The organism is Rhizobium sp. 22-785-1, assembly GCF_053521965.1.
Genome location: NZ_JBNWDI010000009.1, coordinates 80,194 through 97,174, shown reverse-complemented (window position 1 = coordinate 97,174; position 16,981 = coordinate 80,194). Strand labels below are relative to the sequence as shown.

The window sequence follows — 16,981 nt, the reverse complement described above, 5'->3', positions numbered from 1 at the left end:
GACCTCCGTTTAACCTGTTGATCAGTCTTCGGGCCGGTCCTTCGGATCGAACTGAGCGATGGTGATCCAGCGGGCGGTCAGTGCGGGTTTCTTTTCGTTTTCGATCTCGACCGCCACGTCATAGGTCATCATCAGCATGGCGCCGCCGCGAAAGCGCGCCTCGGCCAGCGTGAAGCGTCCGCGAACCCGCGCGCCACTCTTGACCGGAGAAACGAAGGTGACTTTCTCAAAGCCGTAATTGATGCCCATGGTCTGTTCGCGAATTTTTGGCAGGGCGCTGTAATTCATGGCAGATAGGAGCGAAAGCGTCAGGAAGCCGTGCGCGATGGTGCCGCCGAAAGGGCTTTCGGCCTTGGCGCGTTCCGGGTCTGTGTGGATGAACTGGTCATCCAGCGTGGCCTGCGCAAAGGCATCGATCATTGCCTGATCGACCGTGATCCAGTCGGACAGGCCAACTTCCGTACCGATCAGACCCTTTACCTCGGCAAGCGAAACGTCTTTCACGGCAACCCTTTCTTTTGAACAGTCGAACCCCGTTATAGGGCGGTGACCGCTACCCGATCAATCGCCAAGATAGAATACGACGGAGCGAGGCGGGAGCCAGACCGGTACGCCGAAGTCGACACCGAGCGGCCTCCAGCCTTCACCCTTCAAGGTGAAGGGAATGGCGTTGCGGCTGCGGTTGAAGAGCGTCGCCAGGCGCACAGTCTTGCCGGTCTCCTTGTCCAGTGTTTTGAGCACCATGGCGAAGGTCGTCGCATCCGGCCGGTTCCAGTCCTCTTCGCACATGGGCTCGCCCAGAGGGGACAGCCATTCGATCTCGCCGCTGTCGGTCGAGAAGAAGGTGCTTTCGCCGAGGGCTGAAAAGCGCTGGCGAAGTTTCGCCAGAAAGGCTGTGTGGTCGATCAGGTCAAGCGAGAGTGCTGCCCAGTCAACCCAGGTGATGGCGTTGTCTTGGGCGTAAGCATTGTTGTTGCCGCGCTGGCTGCGCCCGCCTTCGTCACCCGCGGTCAGCATGACCGTGCCACGGGTGACGAAGAGAGTGGCGAGCAGCGCCTTGATATCGGCGATGCGGGCGGCATTCACCGCCGCGTCGTCCGTCAGTCCCTCGATGCCGTTGTTCCAGGAGTGGTTGTCATTGTGGCCATCGCGGTTGTCTTCGCCATTCGCCTCATTGTGCTTGTGAGCATGGGAGACGAGATCGAAGAGGGTGAAACCATCATGGGCGGCGATGAAGTTGACGCTTCGGGTTTCAGTCTGTCCGTTGCGCGAAAAGAGTGGCGCCGAACCGGCCAGCGCATCGGCAAGTGCTCCGATCGTGTGATCGTCGCCGCGCCAGTAGCGGCGGATATCGTCGCGCGCCCGGTCGTTCCATTCGAGGAAGGACGCGGGGAAATTGCCGAGTTGGTAGCCGCCGGGGCCGATATCCCAGGGTTCAGCGATCAAGATGCGATCGGCAAGCAGAGGGTCTTCATGCATCTGGCGCAAGGTTTCGCTGTGTGGATCGAAGCCCTCAGGCCCACGGCCAAGCACGGGGGCAAGGTCGAAGCGGAAGCCGTCGACGCCTGCTTGGCTGACGAAATGGCGCAGCGTTTCGATGACGAGATGGCGCACTTGGGGGTGATCGCAGGCGAGCGTGTTGCCGGTGCCGGTATCGTTGATCAGCGTGCCGGGATCGTTCGGTAGATGGCGGTAATAGGTGCGGTTGTCGAGCCCGCGCAGCGACAGTGTCGAGCCGAAGCGATCGCTCTCGCCGGTGTGGTTGAAGACGAGATCGAGAATGACCCCAATGTCGGCTGCATGCAGAGCGGCGACGGTATCGCGCAGTTCCTTCATGCCGCCGGGGCAGAGGCGCGGATCGAGCGCCATGAAGCCGACGGGGTTATAGCCCCAGCCATTGGTGAGACCCAGCGGCGGCAGATGCCGCTCGTCTATCCAGGCGGTGATGGGCATAAGTTCTACGGCGCTGACGCCGATCTTCTGCAAATGCCCGATGATGGCCGGATGGGCGAGAGCCGCCACCGTGCCGCGGATGGCTTCCGGTACCTCTGGATGCAGCATGGTGAAGGGTTTGACGGCGACCTCGTAGATCAGGCCGCCTCGGGTAAAGCGGGGAGGCGTGAGGCTGACCGGCGTGTCACTTGAAACAATCGCCTTCGGCATGATGGAGGCGGTGTCTTCGCCAAAAGTGAAGAGGCTTGGATGGTTTTCGAAGGGTCGGTCGATAGTCGTGGCGTAGGGGTCGAGCAGCAGCTTTGCCGGGTCGAACCACAGACCCTGTTCAGGGGTGTAAGAGCCGTGGGCGCGGTAGCCATAGCGGGTGCCGACTTTCGCCTGCGGGACGGTGAGACGGTGGATGCCATTGCCGACGGGTTGCATGGCGAGGCGGGCAGTCTCTGTGTTGCCGTCTGTCTCGAAGAGGCAAAGTTCGATCTTTGTGGCGTCGCGAGAGTAGACAGAGAACTCGGTGCCGGTTGAGGCGGGGACTGCGCCTTGGGGAAATGCTGCTTTGGTTGGCATGGGCTGGTCCCTCTGGTGATGGGTGGGTTTGGAGCTTGCGCCGTTTTTTTTAAAGGCCCGCTATGTCCTGTCGGACATCTTCCGCTCAATGCGGCAAGCAAATTGAGGTTGGCCGCTTGCCTTTCCTGCCACACCTGCTGAGAGGCTTCTCCACTTTTGAAGCTTTACGAGACGCGATACCTCATCGGATATCGATCTCCCCCTGGAGGGGGAGATGCCCGGCGGGCCAGAGAAGGGCGGCCCACCCACAAAAGCGGATGAGGGGCGCCCATCCCAATCATCGACTCTAGATCAGGTAATCACCGTCGGCGCATCACGGCCGGTGTGCTTCTTGATCCCCGCAATCGTATCCGCCACAGCGATCAGGTCGGCGAGCGCTTCCTGCGTTTCGATGTTGTGGCGGGCCGCATCGGCCTCGTAGCGCTCTACATAGAGGCGCAGCGTGGCGCCCGATGTGCCGGTGCCGGAGAGGCGCAGCACGATGCGGGAGCCGCCTTCGAAGAGGATGCGGATGCCCTGGTTCTTGCTGACCGACTGATCGACCGGATCGTGATAGGCGAAGTCGTCGGCCTTTTCGACCTTCAGATTGCCATAGGTGGTGCCGGGCAGTGTGGCCAGTTTTTCGCGCAGCGTTGCGACCAGCGTGTTGGCGGCGTCGCTGTCGACTTCTTCATAGTCGTGGCGCGAATAGTAGTTGCGGCCATATTCGGCCCAGTGCTTGGTGACGATGTCTTTAACGCTTTCCTTGCGGGCGGCGACGATGTTCAGCCAGAAGAGCACGGCCCAGAGGCCGTCCTTTTCGCGCACATGGTTGGAGCCGGTGCCGAAGCTTTCCTCACCGCAGACGGTGACCTTGCCGGCATCGAGCAGGTTGCCGAAGAACTTCCAGCCGGTTGGCGTTTCATACATGCCGATGCCGAGCTTTTCGGCCACACGATCGGCTGCCGCACTGGTCGGCATGGAGCGGGCGATGCCGGAGATGCCCGATGCATAGCCGGGAGCGAGTTTGGCATTGGCGGCGATGATCGCAAGCGAGTCCGACGGGGTGACGAACATGCCCTTGCCGACCACCATGTTGCGGTCGCCATCGCCATCGGAAGCAGCACCGAAGTCGGGGCCTTGCGGGCTCATCACGTCATCATAGAGTTCCTTGGCGTGAACGAGGTTCGGGTCCGGGTGATGGCCGCCGAAATCCGGCAGCGGCACGGAGTTGCGGACAGAGCCTGCCGGTGCGCCGAGGCGTTTTTCGATGATTTCGACCGCGTAGGGGCCGGTCACCGCACTCATGGAATCGACCACGACCTTGAAGCCGCCGGCGATCAGATCGCGGATCGCGCCAAAATCGAAGAGCTCTTCCATCAGCGTGGCGTAATCGGCCACCGGGTCGATGACTTCCACCTGCATGCCGGCAACGTCGCTTGTGCCGATCCGGTCGAGATCGATATCGGCGACATCGGCGATGCGGTAGGTTTCGATTGACTTGGTGCGGGCGAAGATGGCGTCGGTGATCTTTTCAGGGGCCGGGCCGCCATTGCCGATATTGTACTTGATGCCGAAATCTTCGTTCGGGCCGCCGGGATTGTGGCTGGCCGACAGAACAATGCCGCCGAAGGCCTTGTACTTGCGGATGACGTTGGAGGCGGCGGGCGTGGAGAGAATGCCGCCCTGGCCGACCAGAACCTTGCCGAAGCCTGCGGCTGCGGCCATCTTGATCGCCTTCTGGATGACCTCGCGGTTGTAGTAGCGGCCGTCGCCGCCGATCACCAGTGCCTGACCCTCGAAGCCCTCGAGGCTATCGAAGATCGACTGGATGAAATTCTCTGCGTAGTTCTCCTGCGCAAAAACCGGCACCTTCTTTCGCAGACCCGAGGTTCCGGGCTTCTGATCCTGAAATGGCGTGGTCTGGACGGTCTTGATCGACATTCAATGGCCTTTCGACGTAAGTTGGGTGTAAAGCGCGGCGTAAAGTCCTGCGCTCTTTTCCCAGGAAACATCCGATTTCATCCCCTGCTTCTGCATCTGCGTCCACAGCTTCGGGTCTCGGTAATATCGCATTGTGCGACGTAGCGCCTGGCGCAGCCCATCCGGCGTGACGGAAGAGAACTGAACGCCCGTTGCCACTTTCGCGGAAACAGCAGCATGATTGGCATCGATCACGGTATCGTTCAAGCCACCATTGCGCGCCACCACCGGTACGCAGCCATATCGCAGCGCATAAAGCTGGGTGAGGCCGCAAGGCTCGAAGCGCGACGGAATGATGATGGCGTCACAACCGGCCTGCATGAGGTGCGAGAGCGGCTCGTTATAGCCGACCGCCACGCCGACCCGTCCGGGATGACGGGTGGCCGCTGCCATCAGCGCGCCTTCCAGACCGATTTCGCCCGCGCCCAGCACGACGAGGCGACCGCCCATGGCCACGATATCATCGGCAACCTCGGCGATCAGGTCGATGCCCTTTTGCCAGGTGAGGCGGGAGATGACGCAGAAAAGTGGGCCGTTATCGTGGTCCACCCGGAAGTGGCTGGCCACCGCTGCCTTGTTGAGCGCACGCAGCTTGAGGTTGGCGGAGGTGTAGTTCTCCTGGATTAGATGGTCGATGGCCGGGTTCCAGACCTCGGCGTCAATGCCATTGACGATGCCGTGCAGCACGTGGGCGCGGGAGCGAATGACGCCATCCAGGCCCATGCCGTAATCTGGCGTCAGGATTTCGTCGGCGTAGGATGGGCTGACGGTGGAGAGTGCGGTTGCCGTCTGCAAGCCGCCCTTCAGGAAGCTGATATCGTTATAATATTCGATGCTTTCGGTGGAGAAGGCGTGTGCGGGCAAGCGAAGCTCGGAAAAGATATTGGCGCCGAACTGACCCTGGAAGGCAATATTGTGGATGGTCAGCAGGCTTGGAATTTCCGGCGTCTCGGCATAGCGCATATAGACCGGAGCCATGGCCGACTGCCAGTCATGCGCGTGAAGAACGTCGGGCTGCCAGCCTTCCAGCTTTCCCGCGGCGATCTCGGCAGCCGCCAGCGAAAGGGCGGCATAGCGCTTCCAGTTATCCTCGAAGTCCTTGCCCGTCGAATCCAGATAGGGGCCGGCAGGGCGATTATAGAGCGAGGGTATGTCGAGGATCAGCAGATCCAGCCCCTCGTGTTCTCCGGCCAGAATATCGGCATGTTCTCCCAGAATGTCGGGAAACGCGCCGACCTTATGGGCGTCCTTCACCGCAGATGTGACGGCGGGATAGCCGGGGATCAGCGTGCGGGTGCGGATGCCGCTCGCCTTCAGCGCGATGGGAAGCGCGCCGGCAACGTCGGCGAGCCCCCCTGTCTTGATCAGCGGATAGATTTCGGACGCGACCGAAAGAACATTCATGAGGCTCACAGATCCAGCTTGTCGATCATCGATTGGGTTATCAGGCAGATTCCGTTTTCGCTGCGGCGGAAGCGCTTTGCATCGAGAACCGGATCGTCTCCAACGACCAGCCCTTCCGGAATGACCACGCCATGGTCGATCACGACGTTGCTCAGTTGCGCGTGACGGCCGATCTTGACGCTCGGCAGCACGACCGCATTTTCAAGCCGCGAATAGGAATTGGCGCGCACGCCGGTAAAGAGCAGGCTGCGGTTGAGCGACGCGCCGGAAATGATGCAGTCGCCGGACACGACGGAGGAGACTGCCGAACCACGACGGTTTTCGTCGTCATGGACGAATTTTGCCGGCGGCGTGATTTCCGCATAGGTCCAGATCGGCCAGGACTTGTCGTAAATATCGAGATCCGGAACGATATCGGTGAGGTCGATATTGGCCTGCCAGTAGGCATCGATGGTGCCGACGTCGCGCCAGTATGGACCATGCTCGAAATCGGAGCGGACGCAGGACGAGGCGAAGCGGTGGGCGACGGCTTTTCCATGTTCGACGATATAAGGAATGATGTCCTTGCCGAAGTCGCGGCTGGAACTGGGGTCGGTGGCGTCGCGGCGCAGGCATTCCATCAGGAACTTGGTGTGGAACACGTAGATGCCCATGGAGGCGAGCGCGTTTTCTTCATCGCCCGGAATGCCTGGCGGATCGGCAGGCTTTTCGATGAAGGCGATGATCTCGTCCTTGTCGTTCACATGCATCACACCGAAGCCGGTTGCATCCATGCGCGGCACTTCCAGACAGCCGATGGTAACATCCGCGCCCGAATCCACATGCTGCTGGAGCATGTATTCGTAATCCATCTTGTAGATATGGTCGCCAGCCAGGATGACCATATATTCCGGGCCGTGAGCCTCGATGATGTCGATGTTCTGATAGACGGCGTCGGCTGTGCCTTCATACCATTGCGTTTCCGACACGCGCTGGGAGGCGGGCAGAATATCGAAGCTTTCGTTCCGCTCAGGGCGGAAGAAGTCCCAGCCGCGTTGCAGGTGGCGTATCAACGAGTGCGCCTTGTACTGCGTGGCCACACCGATGCGGCGGATGCCGGAGTTCAGCGCGTTCGACAGCGCGAAATCGATGATGCGCGCCTTGCCGCCGAAATAGACGGCTGGCTTTGCCCGCCGGTCGGTCAGCTCCTTCAGGCGGCTGCCGCGCCCGCCTGCGAGGACATAGGCCATTGCATCACGTGCCAGAGGCTGAATTCTCTTTTCACTCATCGCTCGAGTCCTCCCATAAAATTCCACTCTTGCCTTAGTCTGTAACGCGACTGGAGTTTTTAATGCTTCCCGTCACGTTTTCATTCTTGTCTGCCTCATGTCCCTGCGACGAGAGGAAGATCAGTTCTCAAGCTCCAGCATGATGACGGCAAGCGGCGGAAGTGTGAGCGTTGCGCCGATACTGCCACCGGCATCCACCGCCTGAACGCGTCCGCCATTACCCTTGCCGGTGCCGCCATAGATCTCGGCATCGGTGTTGAGAATTTCGCGCCAGCGCCCGGCAGCCGGAAGCGGCACATAGTAGTTCTCGCGATAGACCGGCGTGAGATTGGAGATCACCGCCACCGGCTTTTCGCCCGGTGCGCGGCGCAGCCATGCCAGCACGGAATTGTCGTGATCGTCGGCCACCAGCCATTCGAAGCCTTCCGGCTCGCAATCACGCGCATGGAGAGCGGCCTTGGAGCGGTAGGTGAAGTTGAGGTCGCGCACCAGGCGGCGCATGCCCTCGTGCATGTGGTACTGGAGGAGGTTCCAATCGAGCGAAACCTTCTCGCTCCATTCGCTCCACTGCGCAAATTCCTGGCCCATGAACAGCAGCTTCTTGCCTGGATAACCCCACATGAACGCATAATAGGCGCGAAGGTTGGCGAATTTCTGCCAGTCGTCACCCGGCATCTTGGCAATCATCGAGCCTTTGCCGTGCACCACTTCGTCATGCGAGATTGGAAGCACGAAGTTTTCGCTATACGCGTAGAGAAGGCCGAAGGTCAGTTCTTGATGATGGAACTTGCGATGCACCGGTTCGCGGGCAAAATAGCTCAGCGTGTCATGCATGAAGCCCATGTTCCACTTGAAGCCGAAGCCCAAGCCCCCCTCATGCACGGGCTGCGAGACTTTCGGCCAGGAGGTGGATTCTTCGGCAATGGTCATCACGCCCGGATGGTTGCCGTAGATCAGCGTGTTCATCTTCTGCAGGAAGCGAACAGACTCCAGGTTTTCGCGCCCGCCATATTCATTGGGGATCCACTCGCCTTCCTTGCGGGAATAATCGAGATAGAGCATGGAGGCGACCGCATCGACGCGCAGGCCATCGAGATGGAATTTCTCGGCCCAATAGAGCGCATTGTTGATGAGGTAGGACATGACCTCGACGCGACCGAAATTGTAGATCGCGGTGTTCCAGTCCGGATGGAAGCCCTGGCGCGGATCGGCATGTTCGTAAAGGGCCGTGCCGTCGAACCATTTCAGACCATGCTCGTCGGTCGGGAAGTGAGCGGGCACCCAGTCGAGAATGACGCCGATGCCGACCTTGTGGGCGCCATTGACGAAGCGGGCAAACCCTTCCGGCTCGCCGAAGCGGGCGGTCGGTGCATAAAGGCCGGTCGTCTGGTAACCCCAAGAGGGGTCATAGGGATGTTCGGTGACAGGCAGGAACTCGATATGGGTGAAGCCCATGTCAGCACAGTAAGGAATAAGCTCCGCGGCCATCTCGTCCCAGGTCAGCATCGAGCCGTCCTGACGCTTGCGCCAGGACGCAGCGTGGACTTCGTAAATGCTTATCGGCTGACGGCGCTGATCGATGCTGGCCCAATGCTTGCGGTGGGTTTCATCCTCCCATTGCTGCACGAGTTCGGGCGTGGTGACGGAAGCGTTCTTGGGACGAAGCTCTGCGCGCCGCGCATAGGGGTCGGCTTTGAGCGGCAGAAGCTCGCCATGGGGACCGATGATTTCGAACTTGTAGGCGCAGCCGGCATAGACATCCGGTGCGAAGATTTCCCAGATGCCGGTGTCCTTGCGAAAGCGCATCACATGGCGGCGGCCATCCCAATTGTTGAAATCGCCGACGACGGAAACGCGGCGCGCATTCGGCGCCCAGACGGCAAAATGAAAACCTTCGACACCTTCGAGCTTGAGGGGATGTGCGCCCATTTTGTCGAAGAGGCGAAGATGGGAGCCTTCTCGGACGAGATAATCGTCCATGGGCCCAAGAACCGGGCCGAAGCTGTACGGATCGGTAACCGCCCACTCGGCGTCGTCGCGAAGCGCGCGGTAGCGCACCGGCTGGCGCTTGGTAATGTCGATCACGCCTTCGAAGAAGCCGTCATCGTCGGTGCGCGCCAACTCTCCGGCAACGTTGCCGTCAAGTGTCATCACCGTCACCTCTTCGGCCCCGGGGATGAAACAGCGCGCCACGAAGCCGCCCGGCGTCTGGTGGACGCCAAGCACTGCAAAAGGATTGGAATGCAAACCGCTCTTGATTGCCTCGATTTCGGCCGTGGGTATGGGATTGAAGGTCTTGTCTTCGGCCGAATTGAGCGGTTTTTTCATCAGGCTCTCCAGATTTCCGTGGCGTATTGGCGGATCGTCCTGTCGGACGAGAACCAGCCCATGCGCGCGGTATTGCGAACGGTTTTTTCATACCAGCTGGAAGGGTTGCTCCAGATGGCGTCGACATCGCGCTGGGCTTGCGCATATGCATCGAAATCGGCGGCGACCATGAACCAGTCATTGTTGTAGAGGCCGTCCATCAGCCCGGTGAAGCGCGAGCGATCATCGGGAGAGAAGACGCCGGATGCAATCGACGAAACGGCCTGGGCAAGCTCTGCCGAGTTTTCGATGATTGCGCGGGGATTGTGGCCTTCGGCGCGGGCCTTTGCCACTTCGTCTGCCGTCTTGCCGAAGATGACGATGTTGTCTGCCCCGACATGTTCCAGCATCTCGACATTGGCGCCATCGAGCGTGCCGATGGTGAGTGCGCCGTTGAGAGCAAATTTCATGTTGCCTGTGCCGGACGCTTCCATGCCTGCGGTGGAAATCTGCTCCGACAGGTCGGCTGCCGGCACCATGATTTCGGCCAGCGAGACGTTATAATTCGGAACAAATACCACTTTCAGAAGCCCACGCACTGCCGGATCGTTATTGATGACGCGGGCGATATCGTTGGCGAGCTTAATGATAAGCTTGGCATTGTGATAGCTCGGCGCGGCCTTACCGGCAAAGAACTTAACGCGTGGAACCCAATCGAGTTCCGGGTGCGAACGAATTTGGTCGTATAAAGCGACAGCCTCGATCAGATTGAGGAGCTGACGCTTATATTCATGGATGCGCTTGATCTGGATATCGAAGAGCGCGGACGGATCGATGCGGATGCCCATGCGCTGCGCCACCGTGTTGGCCAAACGCACCTTGTTCTGCCGCTTGATCTCGGCGAACTTGTCGCGGAAGCTCGAATCTTCGGCAAAACGATCGAGATCGAGAAGCTTTTCGGCGTCGTCCAGGAAGGCATCGCCGATGGCATCGCGGATCAGGCTTGTGAGGCCCGGATTGCACTGCATCAGCCAGCGGCGCGGGGTAATGCCGTTGGTCTTGTTGTTGATGCGGGTTGGAAACAGCATGTGCAGGTCGGAGAAGACCGTTTCCTTCATCAGTTCGGTATGGAGTGCCGAGACGCCATTGATGGAGTGCGAGCCGATGAAAGCCAGATTGCCCATGCGAACCCGGCGCTCGCCGCCTTCGTCGATCAGCGAGATCGAACGGATCTGGCCATCCGAGAGCTTCTTTTCCTTGCGGGCGAAAATCAGCGTGTTGGCATTGATCGCGTAAATGATCTGCATGTGGCGCGGCAGAAGACGCTCTAGCAGCGGCACCGGCCAGCTTTCCAGCGCTTCGGGCAGAAGCGTGTGGTTGGTGTAGGAGAAGGTACCGCGGGTGATCGTCCAGGCCTCTTCGAAATCCAGGCCGTGTACGTCGCACAGAAGGCGCATCATTTCGGCGATCGAAATGGCCGGGTGGGTGTCGTTGAGCTGGATGGAGACCTTGTCCGGAAGGTTGGTGAAATCCGGATATTGCTGCAGGTGACGGCGCAAAATGTCCTGCAAGGAGGCCGACGAGAAGAAGTACTCCTGGCGAAGGCGCAGTTCCTGTCCGGCGGGATTGGCATCCGCCGGGTAGAGAACGCGGGTCAGCGCCTCGGCCTTGTTGCTTTCGCGCAGTGCGCCGATATGGTCGCCGGCATTGAAGGCATCGAGCAGGATCGGGTCGATCGGCTGGGCAGACCAGAGGCGCAGCGTGTTGACGCGGGTGCCGCGCCAGCCCACGACCGGCGTGTCATAGGCCATGGCGATCATGCGTTCGGCAGGCTTCCAGACGAAACGCTGTGGCTCCTCATAGCCGCCGACGGTTTCCACCGATCCGCCGAAGCCGATTTCGTAGGCGCTTTCACGCCGTTCGAATTCCCATGGGTTGCCATGGGCAAGCCAGGTTTCCGGCAATTCTACCTGCCATCCATCGGCCATCTGCTGGCGGAAGAGCCCGTGAACATAGCGGATGCCATAACCATAGGCCGGAATATCGACGGTGGCCATGGATTCCATGAAACAGGCGGCAAGACGGCCAAGACCACCATTGCCAAGGGCGGCGTCCGGCTCAAGCGCTGCGATCACATCGAACTCGACGCCAAGCGAGGTCAGCGCCTGACGGATTTCCTCCATCAGCTCCATATTGGTGATGGCGTCGCGCATCAGGCGACCGATCAGGAACTCCAGCGACAGGTAATAGACGCGCTTGGAATCGTTCTGATAGGCCTTGCGGGTGGATTCCATCCACTTGTCGATGATGCGGTCGCGCACGACCAGAATGGTTGCCGTCAGCCAGTCATGCGGTTTGGCGACCTTCACATCCTTGCCGATACGATAGGTCAGACGCTCGATGATTTCGGAGGCAAGCACGTCCGGGTCGGAACTGCGCGGGGCGGGGCGGGGAAGATCGTTGGTAGCCAGTTTATTGATCATTGGTCGGTCAGCACCTTGATGGGAGGGGAGGGGCCTGATTGTGTCGATCCGTTAAAGCGTTGCGCTATCCGTCAGATACGCTCTTCACGCCTTGAATCCTTTCTTTGTCGCATGCCGCTGTCACAAAACCTCGGGACAGGTTCGGGCGTCATGCCGTCGTGGTTCGCTTGCAGTTTATGCATCGATAAGCGGCTGTGGCAACAGCCGTTTTCGCTGGAAGAGCGATTGCCCGAAAAGGGTCAGTAAGGACGTGGTGAGACGGATGGCAGCAACGCAAAGTGCGCGCGGCTTTCGCCACGCGCACGTGCAGAACAAAGGACTGAAATTCGCTGTCAGTTCATCAGACGGGTGGGGGTGCTCGCCGCCTTGCGGGCGATTTCGCCGAAGGCCGCGACGATTTCCTCCATGTTTTCCGGATCGTAGTAATTGTCCGGACTGCTGGCGCAATATTGCAGCAGCGACTTGCCCTTGGCGGGCGCCATGAAAGCCACGGTGAAGATCTGGATGCCGTCTGCCTTGACCGCCGAGCAGGTGGAGCGCACCTGACTGTCGATGGCGCTGCTTGTCATTTCGCCGTCGGTCATCAGCACGATGTAGCGCTGAAACGTGTCGCTACCCTTGTCCGCGTGCTGTTGCTTTTCGTAGGAATTGTCGCTTCGTAGCGCAGCGAAAGCGGTTTTGAGCGCCAAAGACGCGTCCGTTCCCCCCTGTGGATATTTGTCGATGGCGTTGACGTAGGATCCGGCCTGGGAGGTTCCCCAGCTCAAATTACGCGGCGGGAAGGGGGCAGAGTTGTAAGCGATGGCGCCGGTGCGCACGAGTTCCGATTCCGGCGAACCGCGGTCCTGATAGGATGGATCGGCCTTGTTCAACGTGTCCGTCAGGTAGGAGACGGCCTCTTTGAGCGACTGGATCTTGGTGACGTAGCACGGGCTGGTAAAGGCCACTTTCGGCCAGCTCTTTTCCGTGTAGTTCGGGCAGGCGTTCTTGCTGTTGTCGACCGTATCGGTCTTGAAGGACATGGAGCCGGAGCGGTCCAGCACAAGATAGAGCGATAGCGCCGCACCCTTGCTGAAGGCGCTTTGGGCGGTGCTGCTGACACCGACCTTGACGGTTCGGATGCCGATGAAGCTGATAAGTGGAGCCAGCGGTATTTCCGCGTTAAGCGTTGCGGAGATCTTGAAGCTCATTCCTCTTTTGGAGTCCGAGCGTTCGGCTATCGTATCGAGGTCGGGTTTCTTTTTCCCTTGATCGCCATCGCTGCCGGTTGCGCCGTCCTTGCCCTTGCTTAGTTCGCCCGTATAGGCTGCCATGCGCCGGTTGACTTCGTCGGCGTAGTCCTTGTTGGACCTTTTACCTTCCTCGACGCGTGCGGCGGTCGCTGCGGCAAGTGTTGCGCTGTCGAGTGCGGCTTGCATCTCCTGCTTGACCTGCATCACGCGGGTGGCTTCCATGCCAGCACCGGCCGTTCCGAGCAGAATTGGCAAGAGCAGGCCTGTCATCAGCCCGAAGTTGCCGCGCCTGTCACGCAGCAGAGCTTCGCCATTACGTAGTACGGCAAACCGCTTTCCCATGATTATCTCACCCAATTTTTATGAGTCAGAAGTAGAATGGGAAAATTGAATTTTTCCTAACTCATCATATTCAATTCTAACGAAGTTAAGTAATTCTAAGTGTTATCAAGTTTCGAACACTTAGACGCTGCGGCCAACGTCTACTCCAAACGCGCTCACATTCACGCTTTGACGGGAACAACGTCCACGGCCTGCGTGATCTTCTGGTTGCCGTAGCTCTTCAAAACGCCGATGACTGGAGCGACATCGGCATAGTCGCGGCCATAGCCGACGACGATATGATCGCTGCCGGCGACGATATCATTGGTCGGGTCGAGCTCGATGTAACCGTCCGCCTCACCGCACCACACACGCACCCAGGCGTGCATGGCATCCGCGCCTTCCAGCCGCTCCTTGCCGGGTGGCGGAATGGTGCGCAGGAAGCCGCTGACATAGCCTGCCGGAATGCCGAGGCTGCGCAGCGCTGAAATCATGATGTGGGAAAAATCCTGGCAGACTCCGCGTTTCAGCTTGAAGGCCTGAATAGGCGTCGTATCCACCGTGGTGGCCTCGCTGTCATATTTGAAATCCGCATAGATGCGCTTGCATAGCGCAAAGGCGATTTCGCGCACCGTCATGCCCGGTCTGGCCGTATCGCGGGCATAGGCCGCGATTGCCGCATCCTCGCCGATGCGCGGGCTGGCACCCGCCAGATGGTGCGGTGCATGCGCATCGAGCGAATTGATGCTGGCCAGTTCCGCCTGGAGCTTGTTGAGCTGCGGAGACAGATCGGCGGTCGGTGAGGGGCTGTCCACAGCCACGCGGGCCTGCATGCGAATGTCCAGCTTGTCATGCGGTGCTCTGAGATAGATCGAGGTGGCAGTCTGCTGGAAGAAATCGGCAAAGACGGTGCGCTCATCCGGCGTGGGCGACACGGTCAGGGCGGAAGCGACCAGTTTCTGTCTGCCAGGTATGGAGAGCGGCGTGACGCGGATCATGTGGCGCGCACCCGACGCCAGAGTGTCGTAGATATAGCCCATATGCAGCGTAAGATCGTAGAGCATGACTATCCGAGATAGGTTTGCGCGAGAATGTCGGAGAGCCGCTCCAGATCCTTCTCCAGCTGGCGGAAGACATCGCCGTCGAGATTTTCCGACGTCATGACCGCGAGCGTGGAATGAATGCGCATCGCTTCCCGGTAGAAGGGCGACATCTGGCCATTGACGAAAGCGTTCGGCAACTGCTCCACCTCGGCGCGGATTTCGTTCAGCTGAAAGAGGATCGAGCGCGGGTTGAGCGGATCGAGCGCCAGAAGATCCATGACGGTGAGAGCCGCCGTGTTCACATTGTAGCGGCGGCGGTGGGTCATGACGCTGTCGCCGATTTCGAGCAGCATATCATAGGAGCCGTCCGGCGCGTCCGGGCCACCCATATGGGCAAGCAGCCGCGTCATGTGCAGGCCGCGCTCCAGATAGCGACCGATGGCCAAGAAGCGCCAGCCGGTGAAGCGATACATGTTTTCATGCACGAGACCGGCAAAGCCTGCGACCTTGCGCAGCAGAATGGTCGTGGCATGAGTCGCGTCGTCGCCCGCGTGGATCTTGCTCTGGAAGCGGCGGGCGGTCTTTGCCAGATCGTTGAGCGCCAGCCAGCCATCGGGCGAGAAACGGTCGCGAATGTTGCTGGCGGAATAAATGGAGCTGTTGATATTGGCGATCAGGCTGGAGGGAATGGCCTCCTTCACGTCGATATCGACCGTCTTGAGATAGTCCGTCACATGCGCGAGCAGAGGCTGCTTTGGGTCGGCGGATTCGGCGTAGCGTGCGTGCCAGGCGCGCAGGATGCGCAGCGCCCCTTCGGACCGCTCGATGTAGCGGCCAAGCCAGAAGAGATTGTCGGCTGCACGGCTTGGCAGGCTACCCGGCATGTTGCGAGTGAAGTTTTCTTCCGGCGGCAGAAGCGTGGTGCGCTCCACCGGCTTGTCGCTGACGATCCAGACATCCGCTGCCCGGCCACCGGCCTGCATGGCAATCGCCGCGACATCGTTGCTGCGTCCGATACGGGCAAAGCCGCCCGGCATGACCTGCCAGCCGTCCTGGGTGCGGGCCACGAAGACACGAAGGCTCATGGGCCGTGGCACGAGCTTGCCATCGACGAAGGCAGGCGTGGTGGAAAGGGTCACGACCTCCTGGCCGACGAGCTTGTGGCCGTCACTTGCCAGCCAGTCGCTGATCGAATCCTTGGCGGTTTCGCGTAGGCTCGAGCCGAGCACCGACTGGCCGTTATCGTCGAAGAAGGGCAGGCGCGAGTATGCCGGGCCGATGACCATTCGCTCGATATTGCGGGCCACCTGCTGACGTTCGGTCGGTTGGCCGCACCACCATGTGGCAATCGAGGGCATGGCGAGGTCTTCGCCGAGGATGTGGCGACAGATGGCGGGCATGAAGGCGAGCAGCGCACGGGTTTCGAGAATGCCGCTGCCGAGCGCATTGACCATGCTCAGCGCGCCTGCCCGCAGCGCCTGCACCATGCCGGGTGTGCCGATATGGGAGTTCTGGTCGAGTTCCAGCGGATCGGCGTAAGACGCATCCAGACGCCGCCAGAGCACGCCGACGGGTTTGAGACCGGCAACGGTGCGCACCATGACGCGGTTGTTGACGACGGTCAGATCCTCGCCTTCCAGCAGCATGACGCCGAGATAGCGGGCAATATAAGCGTGCTCGAAATAGGTTTCGCTGGCGGGGCCAGGGGTGAGAACCGCAATGCGGTCGTCAGGGTGCTGGCGGTGCGACTGCAATGTATCGCGAAACGCGCCGAAGAAGGAGGCGAGCCGATGGACGTGGGCCTCGGCATAGATATCGGAAAAGGCGCGGGTGGTGGCCACGCGGTTTTCCAGTGCAAAGCCCGCTCCTGACGGGGCTTGCGCCCGGTCTGCCAGAACCCACCAGTTGCCGTCCGGGCCGCGGCCGATCTCGAAGGAGCAGAAATGCAGATAGTGGCCGTTGGCGGGCTTGATGCCGACCATGGGTCGCAGAAATTCCGGATTGGAGGCTATGAGGGCTGGCGGCACATAGCCCTGCTTCACCAGCCGGCCTTCTCCATAAATATCGGCCACCACGGCTTCGAGAAGATTGGCGCGCTGGATCAGCCCCCTGGAGACGACCTGCCATTCGGCATCGTCGATGAGGACCGGGACGTGGGAGATAGGCCAGTTGCGTTCGCTGCTGCCGCCGCCGCTTTGAGCGCTGTAATCGCGATAGAAGACGCCGGCATCGCGCAGGTAACGGTCCGTGCGGGAAAAGCGGTCGTGCAACTCGCGCTCATCCATGCGTGAGAGTGCATCGACGAAAGGCTGCCAGACCGGGCGAATTCGCCCCTCTATGTCCAGCATTTCATCGGCAACGCCCGGCAGGGCGCGGTAGCCCAGCAGGGGGTCCGTGCTGGTCTCTCCGGTCTTGCGTTCCGTTGCAGGTGCCTTCGCCAC

10 protein-coding genes are annotated in these 16,981 nt (G+C 60.2%); all 10 read right to left on the bottom strand.

Annotation, left to right across the window (positions count from 1 at the left end; genetic code table 11):
• Positions 1-21: 21 nt before the first annotated feature.
• The 10 genes from ACQZ5M_RS17685 to ACQZ5M_RS17640 all read right to left on the bottom strand — a co-directional run bounded on the left by ACQZ5M_RS17685 (position 22) and on the right by ACQZ5M_RS17640 (position 16,981).
• Positions 22-504 carry a MaoC family dehydratase gene (locus tag ACQZ5M_RS17685; protein ID WP_296014335.1) on the bottom strand — a complete coding sequence of 161 codons (483 nt, stop codon included), beginning with the start codon at positions 502-504 and terminating at the stop codon, positions 22-24.
• A 57-nt stretch (positions 505-561) separates the two neighbouring features.
• The gene (gene glgX, locus ACQZ5M_RS17680; protein WP_449080395.1) at positions 562-2,520 is read right to left on the bottom strand and encodes a glycogen debranching protein GlgX; all 1,959 of its coding nucleotides are present in this window, start codon (positions 2,518-2,520) and stop codon (positions 562-564) included.
• 291 nt (positions 2,521-2,811) lie between these two features.
• Entirely contained in the window at positions 2,812-4,443 is a 1,632-nt protein-coding gene (locus tag ACQZ5M_RS17675; protein WP_296101222.1) for an alpha-D-glucose phosphate-specific phosphoglucomutase, read from the bottom strand.
• Positions 4,444-5,886, bottom strand: coding sequence for a glycogen synthase GlgA (gene glgA / locus ACQZ5M_RS17670; RefSeq protein ID WP_296014331.1), 1,443 nt, complete (start codon positions 5,884-5,886; stop codon positions 4,444-4,446).
• 5 nt (positions 5,887-5,891) lie between these two features.
• Positions 5,892-7,154 (bottom strand): glucose-1-phosphate adenylyltransferase, encoded by a 1,263-nt coding sequence (gene glgC, locus ACQZ5M_RS17665; protein WP_296014330.1) that lies wholly within the window; start codon positions 7,152-7,154, stop codon positions 5,892-5,894.
• 120 nt (positions 7,155-7,274) lie between these two features.
• Complete coding sequence (glgB, locus tag ACQZ5M_RS17660) at positions 7,275-9,482, bottom strand: 1,4-alpha-glucan branching protein GlgB (protein ID WP_449080394.1); 2,208 nt, start codon at positions 9,480-9,482, stop codon at positions 7,275-7,277.
• Positions 9,482-11,944 carry a glycogen/starch/alpha-glucan phosphorylase gene (locus tag ACQZ5M_RS17655; protein WP_296085928.1) on the bottom strand — a complete coding sequence of 821 codons (2,463 nt, stop codon included), beginning with the start codon at positions 11,942-11,944 and terminating at the stop codon, positions 9,482-9,484. The genes glgB and ACQZ5M_RS17655 overlap by 1 nt, the downstream gene beginning before the upstream one ends.
• 332 nt (positions 11,945-12,276) lie before the next feature.
• Complete coding sequence (locus ACQZ5M_RS17650; protein ID WP_296014325.1) at positions 12,277-13,518, bottom strand: vWA domain-containing protein; 1,242 nt, start codon at positions 13,516-13,518, stop codon at positions 12,277-12,279.
• A gap of 161 nt (positions 13,519-13,679) precedes the next feature.
• Positions 13,680-14,561, bottom strand: a complete 882-nt coding sequence (locus ACQZ5M_RS17645; protein WP_296101219.1) for a transglutaminase family protein — start codon at positions 14,559-14,561, stop codon at positions 13,680-13,682.
• A gap of 2 nt (positions 14,562-14,563) precedes the next feature.
• Entirely contained in the window at positions 14,564-16,981 is a 2,418-nt protein-coding gene (locus tag ACQZ5M_RS17640; protein ID WP_296014322.1) for a circularly permuted type 2 ATP-grasp protein, read from the bottom strand.